This is a genomic window from Velazquezella soli, assembly GCF_977018685.1.
Genome location: NZ_CDRNXF010000004.1, coordinates 2,251,391 through 2,271,173 on the forward strand (window position 1 = coordinate 2,251,391; position 19,783 = coordinate 2,271,173).

At 59.6% G+C, this 19,783-nt stretch carries 21 protein-coding genes; 10 read left to right on the forward strand and 11 right to left on the reverse strand.

Annotation, left to right across the window (positions count from 1 at the left end):
• Positions 1-179 precede the first annotated feature (179 nt).
• The 4 genes from AC0JZ8_RS14360 (at position 180) to AC0JZ8_RS14375 (ending at position 1,664) form a co-directional block, all read left to right on the forward strand.
• The gene (locus tag AC0JZ8_RS14360; protein ID WP_062457081.1) at positions 180-389 is read left to right on the forward strand and encodes a cold-shock protein; all 210 of its coding nucleotides are present in this window, start codon (positions 180-182) and stop codon (positions 387-389) included.
• A 233-nt stretch (positions 390-622) separates the two neighbouring features.
• Positions 623-868, forward strand: a complete 246-nt coding sequence (rpsU, locus tag AC0JZ8_RS14365; protein ID WP_062457083.1) for a 30S ribosomal protein S21 — start codon at positions 623-625, stop codon at positions 866-868.
• A 117-nt stretch (positions 869-985) separates the two neighbouring features.
• Positions 986-1,210: a hypothetical protein gene (locus AC0JZ8_RS14370; RefSeq protein ID WP_471892788.1), complete on the forward strand. Its 225-nt coding sequence runs from the start codon at positions 986-988 to the stop codon at positions 1,208-1,210.
• A gap of 196 nt (positions 1,211-1,406) precedes the next feature.
• Positions 1,407-1,664: a hypothetical protein gene (locus AC0JZ8_RS14375; RefSeq protein WP_062457086.1), complete on the forward strand. Its 258-nt coding sequence runs from the start codon at positions 1,407-1,409 to the stop codon at positions 1,662-1,664.
• A gap of 39 nt (positions 1,665-1,703) precedes the next feature.
• On the opposite strand, the gene AC0JZ8_RS14380 is transcribed toward AC0JZ8_RS14375, so the two are convergent.
• A complete protein-coding gene (locus AC0JZ8_RS14380) occupies positions 1,704-2,093 on the reverse strand; it encodes a RidA family protein (protein ID WP_471892789.1) in 390 nt (129 codons plus the stop codon).
• A 148-nt stretch (positions 2,094-2,241) separates the two neighbouring features.
• Between AC0JZ8_RS14380 and AC0JZ8_RS14385 the strand changes: the two genes are divergently transcribed.
• The gene (locus AC0JZ8_RS14385; RefSeq protein WP_471892790.1) at positions 2,242-2,844 is read left to right on the forward strand and encodes a TetR/AcrR family transcriptional regulator; all 603 of its coding nucleotides are present in this window, start codon (positions 2,242-2,244) and stop codon (positions 2,842-2,844) included.
• A 9-nt stretch (positions 2,845-2,853) separates the two neighbouring features.
• Here AC0JZ8_RS14385 and AC0JZ8_RS14390 read toward each other — a convergent pair whose 3' ends face one another.
• Entirely contained in the window at positions 2,854-5,211 is a 2,358-nt protein-coding gene (locus AC0JZ8_RS14390; protein ID WP_471892791.1) for a bifunctional diguanylate cyclase/phosphodiesterase, read from the reverse strand.
• Positions 5,212-5,361: 150 nt separating this feature from the next.
• A complete protein-coding gene (gene dusA, locus AC0JZ8_RS14395) occupies positions 5,362-6,327 on the reverse strand; it encodes a tRNA dihydrouridine(20/20a) synthase DusA (protein WP_471892792.1) in 966 nt (321 codons plus the stop codon).
• On the opposite strand from dusA, the gene AC0JZ8_RS14400 reads away from it, so the two are divergent.
• Both AC0JZ8_RS14400 and AC0JZ8_RS14405 read left to right on the forward strand, forming a co-directional pair.
• Positions 6,304-7,512, forward strand: coding sequence for a helix-turn-helix domain-containing protein (locus AC0JZ8_RS14400; protein WP_471892793.1), 1,209 nt, complete (start codon positions 6,304-6,306; stop codon positions 7,510-7,512). The genes dusA and AC0JZ8_RS14400 overlap by 24 nt on opposite strands.
• A gap of 21 nt (positions 7,513-7,533) precedes the next feature.
• On the forward strand, positions 7,534-10,113 hold the full coding sequence (locus tag AC0JZ8_RS14405; protein WP_471892794.1) for an HWE histidine kinase domain-containing protein: 2,580 nt from the start codon (positions 7,534-7,536) through the stop codon (positions 10,111-10,113).
• Between the two features lie 104 nt (positions 10,114-10,217).
• Here AC0JZ8_RS14405 and AC0JZ8_RS14410 read toward each other — a convergent pair whose 3' ends face one another.
• Positions 10,218-10,481, reverse strand: coding sequence for a hypothetical protein (locus AC0JZ8_RS14410; protein WP_062457099.1), 264 nt, complete (start codon positions 10,479-10,481; stop codon positions 10,218-10,220).
• A gap of 219 nt (positions 10,482-10,700) precedes the next feature.
• Between AC0JZ8_RS14410 and AC0JZ8_RS14415 the strand changes: the two genes are divergently transcribed.
• Positions 10,701-11,387, forward strand: a complete 687-nt coding sequence (locus AC0JZ8_RS14415) for a fumarylacetoacetate hydrolase family protein (RefSeq protein ID WP_471892795.1) — start codon at positions 10,701-10,703, stop codon at positions 11,385-11,387.
• Between the two features lie 22 nt (positions 11,388-11,409).
• A complete protein-coding gene (locus AC0JZ8_RS14420) occupies positions 11,410-11,937 on the forward strand; it encodes a gamma carbonic anhydrase family protein (protein ID WP_062580633.1) in 528 nt (175 codons plus the stop codon).
• A 9-nt stretch (positions 11,938-11,946) separates the two neighbouring features.
• Here AC0JZ8_RS14420 and AC0JZ8_RS14425 read toward each other — a convergent pair whose 3' ends face one another.
• From AC0JZ8_RS14425 to AC0JZ8_RS14435, 3 genes are read right to left on the reverse strand one after another with little or no spacing between them, the layout of a single operon-like run.
• Entirely contained in the window at positions 11,947-12,369 is a 423-nt protein-coding gene (locus AC0JZ8_RS14425; RefSeq protein ID WP_471892796.1) for a Fur family transcriptional regulator, read from the reverse strand.
• Positions 12,366-13,193 carry a zinc ABC transporter permease subunit ZnuB gene (gene znuB / locus AC0JZ8_RS14430; protein ID WP_184655048.1) on the reverse strand — a complete coding sequence of 276 codons (828 nt, stop codon included), beginning with the start codon at positions 13,191-13,193 and terminating at the stop codon, positions 12,366-12,368. Before znuB ends, AC0JZ8_RS14425 begins: the two co-directional genes overlap by 4 nt.
• Complete coding sequence (locus AC0JZ8_RS14435) at positions 13,186-14,136, reverse strand: ATP-binding cassette domain-containing protein (protein WP_425503224.1); 951 nt, start codon at positions 14,134-14,136, stop codon at positions 13,186-13,188. Before AC0JZ8_RS14435 ends, znuB begins: the two co-directional genes overlap by 8 nt.
• Positions 14,137-14,251: 115 nt before the next feature.
• Here AC0JZ8_RS14435 and AC0JZ8_RS14440 point away from each other — a divergent pair, with 115 nt between their 5' ends.
• Positions 14,252-15,235, forward strand: coding sequence for a zinc ABC transporter substrate-binding protein (locus AC0JZ8_RS14440; protein ID WP_092662264.1), 984 nt, complete (start codon positions 14,252-14,254; stop codon positions 15,233-15,235).
• Between the two features lie 93 nt (positions 15,236-15,328).
• On the opposite strand, the gene AC0JZ8_RS14445 is transcribed toward AC0JZ8_RS14440, so the two are convergent.
• The 4 genes from AC0JZ8_RS14445 to AC0JZ8_RS14460 all read right to left on the reverse strand — a co-directional run bounded on the left by AC0JZ8_RS14445 (position 15,329) and on the right by AC0JZ8_RS14460 (position 19,759).
• Positions 15,329-15,670: an RcnB family protein gene (locus AC0JZ8_RS14445; protein ID WP_062457117.1), complete on the reverse strand. Its 342-nt coding sequence runs from the start codon at positions 15,668-15,670 to the stop codon at positions 15,329-15,331.
• Between the two features lie 142 nt (positions 15,671-15,812).
• Positions 15,813-17,423 carry a glycoside hydrolase family 43 protein gene (locus tag AC0JZ8_RS14450; protein WP_471892797.1) on the reverse strand — a complete coding sequence of 537 codons (1,611 nt, stop codon included), beginning with the start codon at positions 17,421-17,423 and terminating at the stop codon, positions 15,813-15,815.
• An 84-nt stretch (positions 17,424-17,507) separates the two neighbouring features.
• On the reverse strand, positions 17,508-18,554 hold the full coding sequence (gene mgrA, locus AC0JZ8_RS14455) for an L-glyceraldehyde 3-phosphate reductase (protein ID WP_430256589.1): 1,047 nt from the start codon (positions 18,552-18,554) through the stop codon (positions 17,508-17,510).
• Between the two features lie 68 nt (positions 18,555-18,622).
• Positions 18,623-19,759, reverse strand: a complete 1,137-nt coding sequence (locus tag AC0JZ8_RS14460) for a Gfo/Idh/MocA family protein (protein WP_471892798.1) — start codon at positions 19,757-19,759, stop codon at positions 18,623-18,625.
• Between the last annotated feature and the right edge of the window lie 24 nt (positions 19,760-19,783).

Here is a 19,783-nt window from a genome sequence, read left to right on the forward strand (position 1 = left end):
TCGCGCAGCCCTTGTTTAAGTGCAATTATTCTCTATTTTGAGTTTCATCGAACTTTGCTAGCGACTCGTCCGCAGCTCCCGGAAAACTTGGAGCTCTTTCTGATTTCCTCTCAACGTCGATCTACCCCCGACCCCGTATTTCAGGGTTGGCAACTTACTACGATTGAAAGGAAATCGTTATGGATACCGGCACTGTAAAGTGGTTCAACAGCACCAAGGGTTTTGGTTTCATTCAGCCTGACAACGGCAGCCAGGATGTGTTTGTTCACATCTCCGCTGTTGAGCGCGCTGGCATGAATGGCCTGAACGAAGGTCAGAAGATCAGCTACGAAATCGTCCAGGACAAGCGTTCTGGCAAGAGCTCCGCAGACAACCTGCGCGCTGCTTAAGGTTTTGTCATTGCCCCGCGTGACCACGGATGTACTGGCACGAAGGCGGCGATGATGGTGGAAGGTCGGGGTTCATCTCCCGGCCTTTTGTTTTTTCGCCCATTCTGAGGTTTTACTGTGCTAGACGGTTTAACTTCGAACGGGTGAAAAGAGAGCGGATGTGAGATCGCTTCCCGATCAACCCGCGTCCGACAAATTTCAAGAGATAGCGGTTCGCCGCGTAAGGAGATATTTTGCAGGTACTCGTCAGAGATAACAACGTTGATCAGGCTCTCCGCGTCCTGAAGAAGAAGATGCAGCGCGAAGGTATCTTCCGCGAAATGAAGGCTCGTAGCGCTTACGAAAAGCCTTCCGAGAAGCGTGCCCGTGAAAAAGCAGATGCGATCCGTCGCGCGCGCAAGCTTGCTCGCAAGCAGATGCAGCGCGAAGGCCTGCTTCCGGCTCCGAAGAAAAAAGTCATCGTAGCTCGCGCCCGCTAGGCTCCGACATGAGCGTGGTTTTGAGCACAAGCCAGAGCCAGGCAACCAATCGCAGGATGGCAGTCTATGCCATTCTCGCGGTCCACGGCAGACATCGGCCGTTTCCAGGAGGAAAGCATGACAGCGACCAAGGACCAGTTCTTCAAGCCCGCGAAAATGTCGGCACAAGCCAAATCGGAGCAGACCAACTCCGTGGTGCGTGACATCCTGGACGCCGAAGTTATTGCTCGTGAAAAGAAGACAGAAAAACTACGTGCTCTGCGGCTCCAGCAGACCGCTGATGCCCCCGCCCCTGTAAAAAAATCGGCGACGAAGACCAAGCGCGCGGTCAAGACTTCCTAATCTTTCGTTTTACTCCCGACTGCTTTTCCCGAATTGAACCAATTCGTTGGTTCTGCGTTAACTTGCACTGCGGGACGCATGCATACTCCGGGATGCAGCGCTCAGGTGTCGCCTTTTCAAAGACGCCCCGCAGTCTTTTCTGATCATTCGGCTATGCCGATATCAGGAGAGTGCCTGTCAAGGATGCGAGGGTAGAATGTGTCAGGACAACGCCTCATCGGCGATCGTGCTAGGTTCGGATGATCTCGAACTTCTTCAGAGATTCCTGGAAGCCTGGTGCGAGGAGAGACATGTGGACGTGTCGAGCGAGGAGGCTCAGACTGTCGCATCGGGTCTTTTCAACTGGTACCAGTTTGAACTGAATGATCGCAACAACCTCAAGTCCGAACCGCCCGAGCCTTTGCCGGAATCGGTCGAACTGAAGCGCTTGCTACGGCAACTCGCCGTAGCCTGATACTGGCCTGCCCGTGCTGCAATCGCGGCCCGCTCGGGATTACGGGATACGAGCGATCACTTTGATCTCGAAGTCGAACCCCGCGAGCCAGTTTACCCCAACCGCTGTCCAATTCGGGTACGGCTTTTCCCCCATTATGCCCAAGCGAACTGCCTGAATCGTCCCGAACTGATTTTCAGGGTCGGTGTGAAACGTGGTGACGTCGATGATGTCGTCGAACCCGCAGCCTGCCGCTGCGAGAACCGCACGCAGATTGTCGAACGCGAGTTGAACCTGTTTTTCAAAATTCGGTTCCGGCGTTCCGTCATCACGGCTGCCAACCTGTCCGGACACGAAGAGAAGATCACCCGACCTTATCGCGGCTGAGTATTTGTTGATGTCGTAAAGGGCCTGTCGGCCTGCGGGGAAAATTGCTTCTCGTTCGATCATCGCTCGTCTCCAATCGGTTGTTGCGTCCTTGGCGTTGCAGGAGCCTTCCCTGCCCACTTCAATCTTGATATACGCTCCGTATGCAACTGCGTATCTCAGATACGTTGCGTATGTCAACTGCTGTAAGAATCCGAGCCGGGGGTGAGCGATGGCGCCGAGCAAGCGTACGACGATGATGGAAGAAACGCGCGGCAAGCTGATCAGCGCGGCGCGCAAGTCCTTCGCCGAGAAAGGCTATGCCAGCTCGTCCATGGACGACTTCACGGCGTCCGCCGGCCTGACGCGGGGTGCGCTCTACCATAATTTCGGAGACAAGAAGGGTCTTTTACAAGCGGTGATCGATCAGATCGATTCCGAGATGCTGCGGCGGATGCGTGCTGCAGCAGACCACGCCGGCGGGACACTTTGGGACGGCTTTCTTGCCGAGGCGGTCGCCTATATCGAGATGTCGCTGGAGCCGGAAATTCAGCGCATCATGTTGCTGGATGGTCCTGCTGTCCTCGGCGACCCATCGCGTTGGCCCAATCAGAACGCCTGTCTGCGCACCACGGCGGATACGATCAGCGCTCTCATCGCCGAAGGGACGGTCAAGAGTATGGATGCGGAGGCCGCCGCACGTCTCATCAACGGTGCGGCACTCAACGCCGCACTGTGGATCGCTGCGGCCGACGATCCGCCGGCCGTGTTGGAAAAAGCCGTCGAAGCGTTCCGTCACCTTGCCAGCGGGTTGCTGACGAAACAGCCCGTATGATCGCCCACCTTAACCTCGACGGCGATAAGTCGGAAGATTGCGAATTCCTGAGAGGATCTCCACTTCACCCTCGCTCTTCGGCTTGCCGAGGAGAAAACCCTGCAGCTGTTCGCAGCCGTCTTCGACCACCATCCGGTGCTGCCCGAAGGTCTCGATGCCTTCCGCGACGACGGGCAAGTCCAGGCTCTTGCCGAGACCGATGATGGCTTTGACGATGGCACGGGCGCTGTCGCTTTCCTCCATCTCGCTGATAAAACTGCGGTCGATCTTGATCTTGTCAAAGGGGAAGCTGTGCAGGTTGCTGAGCGACGAATAGCCGGTGCCGAAGTCATCCATCACCACATGGACTCCCAGCGCCTTCAACCGGAGCAAGGTCGCGAGCGTCGTGTCGCGATCCTTGAGCAGCGAGGTCTCTGTGATCTCGAGTTCAAGCCGGTGGGGCTCCAGGCCGCTCTCATCCAGTGCCGACGCAATCATGTCGACAAGGTTCGGGAAGCGAAACTGGATGGCCGAAACGTTGACCGCTACCGCCAGGCCGTCATCCCAGGTACTGGCGACCCTGCAGGCTTCGCGCATCGCCCATTCACCGATCGGCACGATGATGCCGGTTTCCTCGGCAACCGGAATGAAGACGCTCGGTGAGACATTGCCCCATTGCGGATGCTTCCACCGCATCAGGGCCTCATAGCCCGAGCAGAGGCCGCTTGTGGCATCAAAGAGTGGCTGGAATACCATGCTGAGTTGCGAGCGCAGTACGGCGTAGCGCAACTCGCTCTCGATCTCGCGCCGCTCGCGCAGCTCTGCGTCCATTGCCGCGGAATAGAATGCTGCCGTACCACGTCCCGAGAACTTCGCATTGTAGAGGGCCATGTCGGCCGCATTGCGCAAGTCATCAGGCGTTTCTCCGTCGTCCGGATAAACCGCGCAGCCGATGCTGACGCCGACGGCGGTGGGATCGAGTGCAACATTCATTTCGGTGCGGAAGGTTTCGAGGATACGCTCGGCGAGCAGGTTTGCGCCCGCCGGCTGTTCGACGGCTGTCTGGAGGATGATGAACTCGTCGCCGCCGATGCGGGACGGCGTATCGGCCGGGCCGACACAGCGCCGCAGGATATCGGCGACCCGGATCAGGACACGATCGCCTTCCGCATGGCCGAACACATCGTTGACGGCCTTGAAGCGGTCGAGATCAAGGGCAAGCACCGCCAGCACATCGCCGGAAAGTGCAGCCGTCCTCAAGGCACCGTCGAGCCGATCGTTGAAGAGCGTACGGTTGGGAAGGTCAGTCAAAGCGTCGTGGCGGGCCATGTGTTCGATGCGGCGCTCCGCAATGCGCTTCTCGGTCAGATCGCGGACAGCCAGAACCTGGCAGGAGCGACCGCGATACTCGATCGTATGGACGGCAACCTCCAGAAAGACCTCGCGATCCGTCACTTTCGGCGTGGCAGCGACTGCGGAATTCCTTTGAGCCGTCAGCGGAAGACCGTCGGCTGCCGCCAGAAGATCGTCGGGATCTCGGCCGAGGATGTCTCGGTCGCGCAGCAACAGCAATTCGGCAAAGCGAGCATTGGTCTCGATGACGCGGCCATCGCGAACCACCGCGAGGCCTTCAAGCGTCGCGTTGGCGAAGCCACGCAAATCCGTCAGGTACCGGTCGATGAAGCTCGCGGCAACAGTCGTCAGCACGATTACACTCATGACGATCGAAACCGCGCCAGTCAGCCAGATCCGCCCGCCACCGTCGAGCGAGGCCTCTGGAAGCGTCGGATCGGGGATCAGCTCGGTCGCCGACATTGCAGTGAAATGCAGGATGCAAATGGCAGCAACACTGGCAGCGACTGCACAGATCAGGCGCAGGGTGCTTCTTCGAAGCGTCGTGGAGGCGAACGCCGCGGTGAAGAGAGAGAAAGAGACAACAGAGCCGATCAGGATGGGCGTTATTTCGTAGCGGGTCGTTGCCGCGGCACGGATCGCTTCGGTGCCGATCAAGTGCATGGCGGCGACCGTGACCGTGGCGACCATGCCGGCTGCGAGCGAAGAAACCGTCTTCGATCGATCGGCAATCTGCAGCGCCAACCAGAAGCCGGCGACGGCAGTCAGAGCCGAGACAAGGGTGAGGACGCGCTCGAATTCGATCGCGATCGTGCCCTGGTAGGCGAGCATTGCCACGAAATGCGTCGACCAGATGGAAAGCCCGCCCGTAGCGCTGGCGACAAGGAGCCAGATCCGCCGCCGACGTTCGTTGCACTCGATCGCCCGTCTATGGATCAGAAAAAATGCGAGCATGCCGACGACGCAGATGCCGGCCGCGAGAAGAACAGTGCTTCGATCATGCTGAACCACGACGCATTCGAGAACTCGAAACATGGATGCCACCACAAGAACGCACGACGAACAATTTCATCGACTTGTCAGCAAAACATTAGGTGTTAATATTTAAGGAAATAATAATATACAGTGTAGGCATGCACGTGTCCAAGAACGCGCCTTGGGTACGGGATATCGATCCCAAAAGTCTTATCCAGCCGCCTTTTCGAGCCCGGAGCTCAAATCCACTGCCGCGAACGCAGCGGTCAGGATTTCGGTCCCAGCGCCAGGCTTCGTCGCCTCTGACGACAGGATCTGGCGGAACCGACGCGCACCGGGATAGCCCTGAAACAGACCAACCATGTGACGCGTCACGTGATGCAATCTGCCACCGGAGGCGATAACCTGATCCGCATAGGCGATCATCGCGTCGCGCAGCGCCAGCCAGTCAGGGTCTGGATACTCAAGTCTTCCATCCAGAAGCGCATCGACGCCCGCCAGCAAGCCGGTGTTGTGATAGGCAGCGCGGCCGAGCATGACGCCATCCATCACCTCCAGGTGTTCAGCAGCTTGCTTAAGATCGGCAATACCGCCGTTGATCCCGAGGAACACATCCGGGTTCTCACGCTTCATCCGATGGACGAGATCGTAATCCAGTGGAGGAACCTCGCGATTTTGTTTTGGCGACAGTCCCTGCAGCCAGGCCTTGCGGGCATGGATCCAGATCGCGTCGGCACCGGCACCAATCATTCGCGCGAGAAAGTCCGGCAGGACGTCGGCCGGCACCTGATCATCAACGCCGATGCGGCATTTGACGGTCACAGGCGCCTGTGAAACCTTTTTCATGGCTGTGACGAGATCTGCAACATGCGCAGGATCGCGCATCAGGCAGGCACCGAATGTCCCCGACTGCACCCGGTCCGAGGGGCATCCGACATTGAGGTTGATCTCGTCGTAACCGTAATCACCGGCGATCCGGATCGCCTCGGACAGCTTTTCCGCATTCGAGCCGCCGAGCTGCAAGGCAACAGGATGTTCTGCCGGCGAATAGGACAAGAGCCGCTCCCGCGGCCCATGGATGATCGCATCGGCGACGACCATCTCCGTATAAAGAAGCGCGCGCGACGACAGCTGCCGGTGCAGGAAACGGCAGTGACGATCGGTCCAGTCGATCATGGGTGCGACAGCGAAGACTTTTTTATGAGGATGCGTTGGCATTGTTTCCGAGCGACTATTCCGGTGCGTGGCGGCACGGATAACAAGATTTTGAGCCTGGCGAAAGACAAACGGCAAAAATGCGTTGTCGCCAGGTTGGTGCGGATTGGAACCGGCTGGAGCGTAGATGGGCTGAGTCTCGAGGTGAAAGCCTCTTCTACAGGGAATTCGACTTTGGACGGACGAGATGCCATCGAAGGTGAGCGGTCGCCAACCAAGGTGCAAACCCTACCCTTCAGTAGCAAATTTTGTTTAATCCGAGCAACATGCGTGCTAGTCAGGCATATGAGTTCTTCTCGCGGTCTTGAGATAGATTTTGCAGAGCCGGCCATGGCGCATGTCGCACGGGCGGCGTTCGACTTGAACGGAATTTCGGCCGAGTATGTCGAGCTGAGCGGTGCTGAACCGTATGACTTCAGAAGCCGTGGCGAGAACCACTATCTCGCATTGCACGACATCACTCTCACTGATGGTGAGCTGCGCGTGGACGGTCTTCCGACGCTCCATAAAAAGGACTTGCGCGACACGATCACCTTCGTGCCCAAAGGCTGCGGCATCGAGGGCTGGTGCCAGCCTCAGCCACGAACCAACCGATTTGTCGCTATGTATTTCGATCCAAAGGCGATCCGTGAAGATCTGGCTGGTAGATATTCCGAGCGGGATCCTGCGCCGTTCGCCTACTCCCGCGATCCACAGTTACGCGCCACACTCAAGAAGCTTGAAGCGGTTCTGAGGGCGCCTCATGTGGACGAGCTCCACGCGGAGAGCGTCTGCCTGCTGGCATCGCTTGAGGTTTTCGGGGTGATGGCCGACAGGCAGGGGCGTCTGTCGGACCGGCAGATCGCCGCGGTCACGGATTTCGTGGAGGGGCATCTGCAGGCAACAGTCGGCCTGGCCGAGCTGGCCGCTGTTGCCGGGCTCAGCCGTTTTCATTTTTCCCGCGCCTTCAAGGCAACGACCGGGGAAAATCCACACTCGTTTGTTCAACGGCGGCGCATCTCGCGAGCTGTCACGCTCCTTGCTCAGGTTGACCTGCCCATCGACGCGATTGCCGGGGCAGTCGGGTACAAGGGCACACCACAGTTTCGAAGGGCGTTTCATGAGGTGATGGGGACCTCTCCGCTGAAATATCGTCTGCAACGTTAGGCAAAATGGCGGGGGCCACCAATGGGCTATGAGTACACAGATGCCAGTCTGATCGTCTGCGATAGGGAGCCGATCACGCGGCTCGAAGAGATCCAGAACTTCGCGTTCCTCGTTGCGATGTCGAACGACTGGACGATCGTTCGCGTATCCGAGAACTGCGAAACATTCTTCAACGTCAAACCGGAGAAACTCCTGGGCACGCGCTTCGACACGTGGATCAGTGAGACGGCGCTCCACGACATCCGGAACCGGATGGCGATTTTGGCGTCAACGACAGGAGAGAGAATCTTCGACGTGAAGCTGGTGCAGGGATTGCCCAACGTCGATCTGTCGATCCATTTTCAGGGCGATCTTCTGATTGTCGAAGGAGAACGGACACAGAAGACCGAACGGTTGGAGGCGGCTTCGATGGTTCGCGCAATGGCTGCGCGTCTGACCAAAGTTCCTTCAATCGAGAAATTCCACAGAGATGCGGTCCGACAGGTCCTGGCGATCACCGGCTTTGATCGAGTGATGATCTATCGGTTCGACACAGACGGTCATGGCGAAGTCATCGCGGAATCAACCCGCGCCGGGGTGGATAGTTTCCTCGGGCTTCATTATCCCGCGTCGGACATCCCACGCCAAGCGCGCGAATTGTACTTGCGCAACCCTTTCCGCATCATAGCCGACGTCTCGGCACCGACCGTGGCGTTATTGCCTCCCGCGGACGCGGTCACGCCACCGCTTGACCTGTCGATGTCGATCAGCCGCGCCGTGTCTCCCGTCCATATCGAATATCTGCGCAACATGGAGGTTGGTGCCTCCCTATCCATTTCGATCGTCGTCGAGGAAAAGCTGTGGGGGCTTATCGCATGCCATGCCAATGGACCGCGCCTGCCGAGCTTCATCATGCGGACGGCATCGGAACTGTTCGGCGCGATGTATTCGATGATGCTGGAGAGCCGTCTGCGGCGCGGCAGCGAGGAGCACGAGCATCGCGCACGTGCTTTGGCTGATCGCGTCATTACGATGATTGCTGGTGACGAATCGTTGATGGAAGATGCTCAGTGGCTGCAGGACATGACGCGCGACATGTTGGATTGCGATGGTGTCGCAATTTACCGTCGCGGCAAAGCTCATCTTCACGGGGCCACGCCGTCGGAACATAATGTCATCTCTCTGGCCCATCATCTGAACGCCGCCTCGCCGAGCCGGGTGTTCACGACCGACAACTTGGCTTCGGTCCATGCGCCGTGCAGCGAGACAGCGGACCGCGCCGCTGGCATGCTGTCGATCCCCATCTCGCGTGTTCCGCGCGACTATATCTTGCTGTTCCGCCGCGAGCGGCTGAGCGAGATCAGGTGGGGTGGCAATCCTGCAAAGCCAGCGGAAGCAGGCACCGATAGCGAACGCATATCGCCCCGCAAAAGCTTTGCAGCATTCGCCGAACTTGTCCGCGGCAAGTCCAACCCTTTTTCCGACCGCGATCAGCGCATCGGCGAAGCGATCAGACAGGCACTGATCGAAGTCATCCTGCGCTATTCGGACGGCGCCAGCGACGAGAGACGACGTGCTTCCGAACGTCAGGAAGTGCTGATTGCCGAACTCAATCACCGCGTCCGCAACATCCTTGCGCTGATCCGCAGTCTCATGACGAAGACAAGCCATACAGCCGTTGATGTCGCGAGCTATGTCGAATCGCTCGGCGGACGGGTGCAGGCGCTCGCACGAGCCCATGACCGCGTCACGCGCCAGAGCTGGGGCCCGGCGCCGCTCGCCGGCATCTTTCAGGATGAGATCGCGGCACATGACGGCTTACGCGGTCGATTTACCTTGAAGGGGCCGAACGTACTGCTCCAGCCACAGGCGATGTCGACCATTGCGCTGGTCGTCCATGAACTCGTCACCAACAGCTGCAAGCATGGCGCGCTTTCGGCCAACGGCCGCATAGAGGTGACCGTCGACTCGGTCGACGGCGAAGGCGTTTACATCAAATGGAAGGAAATCGGCGGCCCGGCCGTGGTTGCGCCGACACGGCGAGGGTTTGGGTCTGTCATCGTCGAGAAAACGATTCCGTTCGATCTGAAGGGAACGGCAGAGGTCCGCTTCCTGCTGGCCGGGTTGGAAGCGGATTTCTTCATCCCGCTAAATTATGTGATCATTGCGCCTGAAGACCCGGCACCGACGCAGACGATGATTGAGCCCGATACCCTGAAAGCAACCAGCCTCCCCCCAAAGCAACTACTGCACGATGCGCAGGTTCTGCTGGTCGAGGACAACATGCTCATCGCACTGGAGGCCGAGGACATGCTGTACGAGCTGGGCGCGGTTCAGGTTCACCTCGCCTCCACTATTGCCGAAGCCGAACAGTTGCTTGCCAAGCAGAGTTTCCAGTTCGCTATGCTGGACATCAATGTCGGTCGCGGCACAAGTTTCGATCTTGCGACCAAGCTCGGGCAAGCCGGAACGCCGTTCATCTTCGCGACCGGCTACGGCAACGAATTGGCGATCGCGCGCAGAAAGGAAAGTGAGGTCGTCATCCAGAAGCCCTATGAGCGTGATCATCTTGCGCGCGCCGTGCAACAGGTGCTGACGAAAGCGACTGTCGAAGGTGGCTGACGAAAGTGCTCGCGCTCTAGTCATTCATCCGCTCTGAAACGACGTTCCCTGCTCCCACTGCGGTCAATGACCTCAACCGGCAGGTTGCCAGCATGACAGCCCGTTCAGTGAACCGACTGTCCGTCGTCCTCTTCGAGGAAGCTTTTGATGCCATCGCGTTCGGCGGTGGCGAGGAATTCTTCCCAGGCGTCCTTGTCGGTCGCGAACGTCTCTTCCCAGCTGGTCACGACTTCCGTCTGGCTGATGACCTCGAGCGTCCAGTCGCCATTGGTATCGGCCGGGCGATAGATATCGACGAGCACGGTGACGCCATCGTCTTCGAACTCACCGGCGAATTCTGAATGTTCGAGTTTGGGCTGTTTCGTCATCGGTGAAGAACCTTCGTTTTCGTGCTGTCTTTAGAGAGACGCCAGCTCAACACGCCGGCCCTTGTTCGGTTGCATGGCCGGCATATTTGCCGAATGCGCTTTCCCTTATAGCAAAGCGAAAATTCACGCCAGCCGTACGGCTGTGCAGAAATCGGGCTAGGATTGTCGGCCGAATTGGTGGACAAAGGACGCATATTGATGACCGGAGGATTTTTTTCGATGCGCGCTACCGTGATCCCTGCCCCGCAGCCCGTGCTTCTTGATGTCGAGGGCGAGACCGAACAGTTTCCGGTGCGCCGGGTTTATTGCGTCGGCCGCAACTATGCCGACCACGCCATCGAAATGGGCCATGATCCGTCACGCGAGCCGCCCTTCTTCTTTCAGAAGAATGCCGACAATCTCTATCATGGCGAGACGTTTCCATACCCGCCAGTCTCTTCCGATGTGCATTTCGAAGTCGAGTTGGTGATGGCGCTTTCCGATGGCGGCGCCGACATTCCGGTCGAAGAGGCCCTGTCCAAGGTCTATGGCTACGGAATCGGCATCGACTTCACGCGGCGCGATGTGCAGGACAAGGCAAAGAAGATGAGCCGGCCGTGGGAATCGGCAAAGGCGTTCGAACATTCGGCGCCCGTCTCCGCACTCGTCCCGGCCGCCAAGATCGGGCACCCGCAGGAAGGTGCGATCTGGCTTGAGGTCAACGGCGAACGCAAGCAGTCCGGCAACCTCAACCAGATGATCTGGAAGCTGCCGGAAATCATCGCCGAACTGTCGAAGCTCTTCGTGCTCGCACCAGGAGACGTGATCATGACCGGGACGCCGGCCGGCGTCGGTCCGATCGTCAAGGGCGACACGATCACCTGCAGCGCCGAGGGTGTCGGCAAACTCTCTCTCACGGTGGTTTGAAGCACGAACCGGAGGTCAACAGATGCCGATCTACGCGCTTGGCGAATTCCAGCCAAAACTGCCCGCACCCGACCGCTTCTGGATCGCGCCGGATGCGAACGTAATCGGCAAGGTGGAACTGGGCGAGGATGTCGGCATCTGGTTCGGCGTGACGCTGCGCGGCGACAACGAGCCGATTACTGTCGGTGCGCGGTCGAACATTCAGGAGGGCGTGATGGTGCATACCGATCCCGCCTACCCCGTCGTGATCGGCTCGGACTGTACGATCGGCCACCATGCGATCGTGCATGGCTGCATCATTGGCGACAATTCGCTTGTTGGCATGGGTGCGACCATCCTGAACGGCGCAAGGATCGGCCGCAATTGCCTGGTGGGCGCCAATGCCCTTGTGACCGAGGGGAAGGACTTCCCCGACAATTCGCTGATCGTCGGCTCGCCCGCCAAGGCGATCCGTACGCTCGACGATGACGCCGTCGAGCGGCTGCGGCAATCTGCGGCGCGCTATGTGGAGAACTGGAAGCGGTTTTCCCGGGACCTCAGGGCGCTGTGATCAAACGGACTATGCCGCGCATTTCTGGCAGATGCCGCGGATCTCGATCGTCGTCTTTGACGGCTTGAAGCCCTTGCTGGATGCCCAATCCGTGAGGTGGTGATCGACCTCATGATCGTGGAATTCCAGCACCTGGCTGCAGCTTTCGCAGATTGCGAAGGCAACCGTGCCGTGGCCGTGCCCCTTGCCGCAGCACGCGCTTTCTCGGTGCGCGCAGGCCACGAATGCATTGAGGCTTTCCAGCCGGTGAACCATGCCGAATTCTGTCAGCTTGTCGAGCGCACGGTAAACCTGAAGCGGTGCACGGAAGCCGTGGTCGCGCAGTTTGTCGAGGATCGTGTAGGCGCTGAGCGGCCCATCGGCACGGTCAAGTGCCTCAAACACCAGAGACTGGTTCTTGGTCAGGGCCGGATTGACGATCGGGGCGTTCATCCGCGCACTCCTTTATTGGTTGCCCGCTCATTCGTTTTGCGGCCGAAGGCGGGAAGCAAACTCATGATGAAAAGTAGGAGTGCGGCCACCACGATGGAAGGGCCGGACGGCGTATCATAGGTCAAAGAGCCGAATAGACCGCCGACGACAGCTGCAGCACCGATCAGCGAAGCGAATACCGCCATCCATTCCGGGCTTGCCGAAAAGCGTCTGGCGGTCGCTGCAGGAATGATCAGCAGCGAGGTGATCAGCATGATGCCGACGATCTTCATGGCGATCGCGATGACCAGCGCCATCAGAAGCATGAAGAACAGTTTTGCCTGAGCCGGCCGCATGCCTTCGGCTTCCGCCACGTCTTCACTCACCGTCGAAGCGATCAGCGGGCGCCAGAGGAATGCGAGCGCTGCGATCACGACGATCCCGCCACCCCAGATCAGTGCAATATCGGATGGCGTGACCGCCAGGATGTCGCCGAACAGGAAGGCGATCAGATCGATCCGAACCCAGGTCATGAAGGCAACGAGGACAAGGCCGATCGCCAGAGCCGAATGGGAGAGGATTCCGAGCAGCGCATCCGCAGACAGCGACTGGCGACGCTGAAGGAGGAGCAGCAGGCCGGAGACGAGGACGGCGACGCCGAACACCGACAGAAGAAGATTGACCTCGAAAAACAGCGACAGCGCCACGCCGAGCAGCGCCGAATGGGCCATCGTGTCGCCGAAATAGGCCATGCGCCGCCACACGACGAAGCAGCCGAGCGGTCCGGCTGTCAGCGCCACGCCGACTCCGGCGATCAATGCGCGAGTGAAGAAGTCGTCAAGCATGGGGCTTGCCCTCGCCGTGATGATGGTGGGCGTGGTCGCCATCGTGGTGATGGTCGTGAGCACCATCGTGATGGTGCTTGTGGTCACCATGCTCGTGGTCGTGCCCGGCGTGATGCTCGTGATGGTGGCCGTCCTCGGGGTGGCAATGATCCGTGATCGAGCCGTCGCGGTGCTGGACCCGGCCGTCCGGCAGGTGGGTATGGTCGTGATTGTGGCTATAGACTGCGAGCGCACGGCCATTGGCGCCAAACAGCTTGGCATAGTCAGAACTCTGGCTGACCACTTCCGGCGTGCCACGGCAGCAGATATGACCGTTGAGGCAGATCACCGTGTCGGTCCCCGCCATCACCATGTGCAGATCATGCGAAATCATCAGGATGCCGCAACCCGTCGTGGTGCGGATCTTGCGGATCAGATCGTAGAGCGCTGCCTCGCCAGCGAAATCGACGCCCTGCACCGGCTCGTCCAGCACCAGCAGGTCCGGCTTGCGTGCCAAGGCGCGGGCCAGCAGCGCGCGCTGGAATTCGCCGCCCGACAGGTGCCGGACTTCGGCGTCTGCCAGATGCGCGATGCCGGTCGCTTCGAGCGCTGCGATCGTATCCTGATCGGAAATCGAGCTCGTCAGCCGCATCAGGCGACGAACCGAAAGCGGCATCGTCCAGTCGATCGAAAGCTTTTGCGGCACATAGCCGATGCGCAGGTCGCGGCTACGGGTAACGGCACCCTCGTCTGCCTTCAGGACACCAATCGCCATCTTGGCGGTCGTCGACTTGCCGGCGCCATTGGGTCCGATCAGCGTCACCACTTCGCCGCGGGCAATCGACAGATCGACGCCGCGCACCAGCCAGCGATTATCCCGGAAAATGCCGGCATTCGACAGCGATACGAGTTTCGCTGCGGCCTTTGCATGATCTCCAAGCGGCAGGTCGGCCCGGTTTCTCATCAGCATGGTCGTCTAAAAATCCTGTTGTCAGGCCTCTTGCAGACCCTCATGGCACACGTTATAGCATAACGCAATTGATGTAATAACATTACGTCATTTCACAAGGAGCTATCCGATGAAATTTGCCGCAACCCTCCTCCTCTCATGCTCGGCCCTGATGACCGCATCGAACGCATTTGCCGATGCACCCAGCGTCGTGGTCTCGATCAAGCCGATCCATTCGCTGGTCGCCTCGGTCATGAAAGGCGTGGGCGAGCCGAAGCTGATCGTCGAGGGCGCGGCCTCCCCGCATACCTACAACATGCGCCCATCCAACGCGTCGGCCCTGCAGAAAGCCGACCTGATCTTCTGGGTCGGCCATGGCATGGAAGCGTTTTTGGAAAAGCCGCTTGAGGCGCTCGGCGCCAAGGCTGCCGTGGTAAGCCTGGAAGACGCGCCGGGCCTGACCAAACTGAAGTTCCGCGAGGGCGGTGTGTTCGAGCCGGAAGCCGAAGAGGAAGGCCATGATCACGGACATAGCCACGGCAGCGAGGATCACGCCGCCGCCGCGGAAGATGACGGCGATCACGACCATGACGGCAACGATGTGCATCTGTGGCTCGACCCGATGAATGCCAAGGCGATGGTGGAGGATATTGAAAAGGCGCTTGTGCAGGCCGACCCGGAAAACGCCACGACCTACCAGGCGAACGGGGCTGATATGATGAAGCGGCTCGATGCGCTCGACACGGAACTGAAGACCACGCTCGAGCCGGTCAAGGACAAGCCTTTCATCGTATTCCACGATGCCTATCAGTATTTCGAGAACCGCTACGGCGTGAAGGTTGCGGGATCGATCACGGTGAGCCCGGAATCCATTCCCGGCGCCGAGCGCGTGAAGGAAATCCACCAGAAGGTGGAGGAGCTTGGCGCCACCTGCGTGTTCGCCGAGCCGCAGTTCGAGCCAAAGCTGGTGAAGGTGGTGACGGAAGGAAGCAAGGCGCGTTCCGGCGTTCTTGATCCGGAAGCAGGCGCACTGACCGAGGGGCCGGATCTCTACTTCGATCTGATGCGTGGTCTCGCAACGTCGTTGAAGACCTGCCTCTCGCAGGCTTCCTGATCTTCAAGACATTCGCGGTGCTGCGACCTGCAGTGCCGCGTGTTGAGAGAAACAGGTGGGGGACGTCGAACACTCGACGTCCCCCAACTCAATTTATCGGCCGGAAATGATGCTTGCGATCACGCCACTGGTGATGCCGACGAGCAGGAAGTCGTTATCCACCTTCACCCAACGCTGACCGCGCGGCGGGGCCGACAGGCGGTAGCGGCGATAATCGCGGACTTCCGCCATATGGCGGCGCTCAGCGGCCGACATGCGATGACCCCGCACCCAGCGCTTCTTGGTGACGACGACTTTCTTCTTTTCGATGACGACATGCTTGCCGGCCGGGCGGTGATGCTCCGGACCCTTGCGCCAATCCTGCGCCTGCGCTGTGGAGGCGATCGGAGCGACCAGAACGGTAGCGGCGAGCATGGCAATGATGAACTTCTTCATGGTTGTTTCCTCGTATTGAACACACGAGAGAATTAGAGCCCAACCGATGAACGCGATATGAATGCAAGATTAAACTTACGTAATGATCCTAGTGCCTTGGCGTCATATCTTATCGCAGGAAGTGAAGCGCTACGGGAGCTTCTCATACGATTGGCTCGTATACGAAGTCGTCGAAATCAGCGGCTTTCGCACGACCTGAGGTATCGAAGGCGAACACGCCCACGAATGCGCCGGTGAAGGAGCCATGCTCACCGCGACCACCCTCGTCGGAGATGACAGAGGCGTCCAGCTTTGGTCCGATCGGCTCCCAGTCGTTCGCTCCACCGGCGCGCCAGAAGAACTGGAGATCATTGTCATCGACTTCGATCGCAAGATGTACCGGTCCGTCCGGCACCGGCACGCCGCTTCCGGCTGGCCAGACGAGCTTTGCATGTGGGAAGTCGCCGGGGCATGACAGTACCGTTACGACGCGGCCAAGCTTCTCGTGCAGCGTGACGGCAACCGCATGCAGCTTGTGGCGATTGTAGTAGTGGGTAAGGCCTGCCACCTGCTGGTACGTATCGGGTAAGAAATCGACCACCGTCTCGGCGCGGTAGCGATGGTGCTCTTGCCGCCGGGCGACCAGCGCCTGCTCGAACCAGGAACCAATGCTTTCCCGGCCGATCAGGCGCAGATGTCCGGGGCGCTCCGTCAGGCTGAAGATCCGCTCCGGCTCCGGCGTGCGCAGCCACTGGAATTCGCTCGGCAGCACCGCCGTGTCGAATCGGTGCGCTACGCGACCGGTATCCGACGTCACCGCCGCGCTGTTCGTTACGGGGACGTCGACGGCGGGAACCACGCCTCCATGTTCGAGATAGAGCCAGTCGTCCTTCCAGACGCATTTCTGCAACGCCGTCTCGCGCCCGAGAGGTGAGCGGCGATGCGGTTCGATCGGTCGGCTGCAAAGATGTGTATGATAGACCTCGCCTTGCGGCGTCTCCACATATTGCCCGTGTCCGGACCGCTGCAGCACAGCTTCCGGTGCATCCTTGGACGTGATGAGATGGTTATCGGGATGAAGCTCATAGGGGCCGCCGATCGTCCTGGACCGGGCCATCGTCACGGCGTGGTTATAGCCGGTACCGCCTTCTGCCGTCGTCAGATAGTACCAGCCATTGCGCTTGAAGAGATGCGGGCCCTCGACGAGCCCGAGCGGACTGCCCGGGAAGATGTTGCTGATCGGGCCCTTCAACGTCTTCGTCCCGGCGTCCCATTCCTGCATGAGGATGCCGTCGAACGCGGGAGATTGCGGCGCGCCGCCGAAGCTTTCGGTCCGGTGGTTCCATTGCATGTTCAGGAACCACTTTCGTCCATCGTCATCGTGGAACAGCGACGGATCGAAGCCGGAAGAATTGACATAGATCGGATCCGACCAGTCGCCTTCGATTGTCGGCGAGGTCACGATGTAATTGTGAGCGTCCTTGAAGCTGCCGTCGAACCGTTTCACGTCGGTGTAGACCAACCAGAACAATCCGTCCGCATAGGAAAGGCACGGTGCCCAGACGCCGCAGCTGTCGGGATTGCCGCGCATGTCGAGCTGGCTTTTCCGCTCCAGAGGCCGCCGCACGAGCGTCCAGTTCACGAGGTCGCGGGAGTGGTGGATCTGAACGCCCGGATACCACTCGAATGTGGAGGTCGCGATATAATAGTCCTCGCCGACACGGCAGATCGATGGATCGGGATTGAAACCCGGCAGGATCGGATTGCGGATCATGGATTTCCTCCGGTGGTCGTAAAGTCTCAGGGCGCAGACTGCTCTCTCCTCAGTCTGCACCCGTGTCTCCCGCTGTGGGGAGGTTCACTTGCGGGCGGGACCCTCGCGCTCGGCCGACGCTGCCCAGAGGTTGATATCGGCCTCCTTGGCGTAACCGTCGATCTCGGCCAGTTCAGCTGCCGTGAATTCCGGGTTCTCGAGCGCCTTGACGCAATCCTCGACCTGTTCCGGGCGGCTGGCGCCGATCAGCGCCGTGGTCACGCGGCCGCCGCGTAGAACCCAGGCAAGCGCCATCTGCGCCAGCGTCTGGCCTCGCCTTTCGGCAATGGCGTTCAGACCTTTGAGGTTCTCGACATTCTTGTCGTTGAGGAAGGCCGGGCGCAGCGACTTGCCCTGGGCGGCACGGCTGTCTTCTGGAATGCCGCCCAGATATTTCGAGGTGAGCATGCCCTGGGCCAGCGGCGAAAACACGATCGAGCCGACACCGAGATCATCCAGCGTGTCGAGCAGACCGTCTTCCTCGACCCAGCGATTGATCATCGAATAGCTCGGCTGGTGGATGAGAACCGGCGTTCCGAGAGCCTTTAGGATCGCCGTAGCCTCCCGGGTGCGCTGCGAATTGTAGGACGAGAGGCCGACATAAAGCGCCCTGCCCGAGCGAACGATGTGATCCAGCGCGCCGCAGGTCTCTTCCAGCGGCGTATCCGGATCGAAGCGGTGCGAATAGAAGATATCGACATAGTCCAGACCCATGCGCTTCAGGCTCTGGTCGCAGGACGCGATCAGGTACTTGCGGCTGCCCCATTCGCCATAGGGGCCGGGCCACATGTTGTAGCCGGCTTTCGTCGAGATGATCAGCTCATCCCGCAGTCCATGAAACTCATCGCGCAGGATCTGGCCGAAGGCCGTTTCGGCGCTGCCAGCCTTCGGGCCATAATTGTTGGCAAGGTCGAAATGGGTGATGCCGAGATCGAGGGCTTTTCTGCAGATATCGATCTTGCGCTGGTGCGGCGTGTCATCACCGAAATTGTGCCACAGGCCGAGCGAGATCGCCGGGAGTTTGAGGCCGGATCGGCCACAGCGATTGTATTTCATGGTGTCGTAGCGGTTATCCGCCGGGTGCCAAGCCATCTCTGAAAATTCCTCCGAATGAAAAACGGCGCCGACCTCTTCTTCGGCGCCGTGCACGTCATAGAGTATCAGACAAGAAGCGCCAGCGCTTCATCGATGCCGAGCGCGGCCGGTTGAGTGCAGGTCGTTGTGGTCGCAACGAAATTGCCCTCTTCTCCGGATTTGAGGATTGAGGTCATGACGTCGACGCCATGCAGCGCCCGGTCGATCGAACAGCGAATGTCGCGCCCTTCGATCAGTGCCATTGCCATGTCGGCCAGACCTGCGGTGCGATAGTTTGCACGCGGACCGTTCGTCGGATGCTCCTGGTTGTTTTTGCTGAAAGGATGATCCCAGTCCTTGAGCGGCTGGATATCCTTGTCGCGGCCGCTTGCTTCCACCACGCCACCGAAGAAGTTCGGGTCGGGGACGTAGATCGAGCCTTCCGTGCCGTAGAGTTCCATATTGGCATGGCGATGCGACCAGACATCCCAGCTGGCCGAAAGCGTGATCGTTGCGCCTGCCGCAAACTCGAGCAGCGCGTGGATGTTGGTCGGGGTCTCGACCGGGATGCTCTGGCCCTTCAGCGGTTCGCTGGTGATCGTGCGCGTCGGATTTGCCATCGACGTCAATGCCGCGACCCGTTTGACGGGGCCGAGGAAGTTGACGAGGTTGGCGATATAGTACGGCCCGAGGTCGAGGATCGGCCCGCCGCCGTTGAGGAAGAAGAAACCGGGGTTTGGGTGCCACATTTCCATGCCCGGGCTCATGACATGGCATGTACCCGACGTGATGCGACCGACGCCGCCTTCATCGATGTATTTGCGGGCCAGCTGGTGTGCGCCGCCTAAAAACGTGTCCGGGGCGCAACCGATCGCCAGCCCCTTTTCGCGTCCAAGCGCCTGCAGCTGCTTTCCCTCTTCCAGCGTGATGGTCAGCGGCTTTTCGGAATAGACGTGCTTGCCGGCATCGAGAATGGCTTTCGAGACCTCGAAATGCGCGGCCGGGATCGTCAGGTTGACGATCACGTCCAGCTCGTCATTGGCGAGCAGCTCCGGAATGGTCTGCGCCTTCACCCCGTATTCTGCTGCCCGCAACCGCGCCGCCTCGGGATTGAGGTCGGCGCAGGCCAGAACCTTGATCCCCTTAAACAGCGGAGACAGCGCGAAATAGGTCATGGAAATGTTGCCGCATCCGATGATGCCGACGCCAAGTTCCTTGGTCATGGGAAACTCCGATCCAATATCTGA

Bases quoted from the DNA above. Each gene is read 5' to 3' on its own strand.
- AC0JZ8_RS14360 (WP_062457081.1), top strand. From the start codon at position 180: ATGGATACCGGCACTGTAAAGTGGTTCAACAGCACCAAGGGTTTTGGT.
- AC0JZ8_RS14370 (WP_471892788.1), top strand. From the start codon at position 986: ATGACAGCGACCAAGGACCAGTTCTTCAAGCCCGCGAAAATGTCGGCA.
- AC0JZ8_RS14375 (WP_062457086.1), top strand. From the start codon at position 1,407: ATGTGTCAGGACAACGCCTCATCGGCGATCGTGCTAGGTTCGGATGAT.
- AC0JZ8_RS14380 (WP_471892789.1), bottom strand. From the start codon at position 2,093: ATGATCGAACGAGAAGCAATTTTCCCCGCAGGCCGACAGGCCCTTTAC.
- AC0JZ8_RS14385 (WP_471892790.1), top strand. From the start codon at position 2,242: ATGGCGCCGAGCAAGCGTACGACGATGATGGAAGAAACGCGCGGCAAG.
- AC0JZ8_RS14390 (WP_471892791.1), bottom strand. From the start codon at position 5,211: ATGTTTCGAGTTCTCGAATGCGTCGTGGTTCAGCATGATCGAAGCACT.
- dusA (WP_471892792.1), bottom strand. From the start codon at position 6,327: ATGATCGACTGGACCGATCGTCACTGCCGTTTCCTGCACCGGCAGCTG.
- AC0JZ8_RS14405 (WP_471892794.1), top strand. From the start codon at position 7,534: ATGGGCTATGAGTACACAGATGCCAGTCTGATCGTCTGCGATAGGGAG.
- AC0JZ8_RS14410 (WP_062457099.1), bottom strand. From the start codon at position 10,481: ATGACGAAACAGCCCAAACTCGAACATTCAGAATTCGCCGGTGAGTTC.
- AC0JZ8_RS14415 (WP_471892795.1), top strand. From the start codon at position 10,701: ATGCGCGCTACCGTGATCCCTGCCCCGCAGCCCGTGCTTCTTGATGTC.
- AC0JZ8_RS14420 (WP_062580633.1), top strand. From the start codon at position 11,410: ATGCCGATCTACGCGCTTGGCGAATTCCAGCCAAAACTGCCCGCACCC.
- AC0JZ8_RS14425 (WP_471892796.1), bottom strand. From the start codon at position 12,369: ATGAACGCCCCGATCGTCAATCCGGCCCTGACCAAGAACCAGTCTCTG.
- znuB (WP_184655048.1), bottom strand. From the start codon at position 13,193: ATGCTTGACGACTTCTTCACTCGCGCATTGATCGCCGGAGTCGGCGTG.
- AC0JZ8_RS14435 (WP_425503224.1), bottom strand. From the start codon at position 14,136: ATGAGAAACCGGGCCGACCTGCCGCTTGGAGATCATGCAAAGGCCGCA.
- AC0JZ8_RS14440 (WP_092662264.1), top strand. From the start codon at position 14,252: ATGAAATTTGCCGCAACCCTCCTCCTCTCATGCTCGGCCCTGATGACC.
- AC0JZ8_RS14445 (WP_062457117.1), bottom strand. From the start codon at position 15,670: ATGAAGAAGTTCATCATTGCCATGCTCGCCGCTACCGTTCTGGTCGCT.
- AC0JZ8_RS14450 (WP_471892797.1), bottom strand. From the start codon at position 17,423: ATGATCCGCAATCCGATCCTGCCGGGTTTCAATCCCGATCCATCGATC.
- mgrA (WP_430256589.1), bottom strand. From the start codon at position 18,554: ATGGCTTGGCACCCGGCGGATAACCGCTACGACACCATGAAATACAAT.
- AC0JZ8_RS14460 (WP_471892798.1), bottom strand. From the start codon at position 19,759: ATGACCAAGGAACTTGGCGTCGGCATCATCGGATGCGGCAACATTTCC.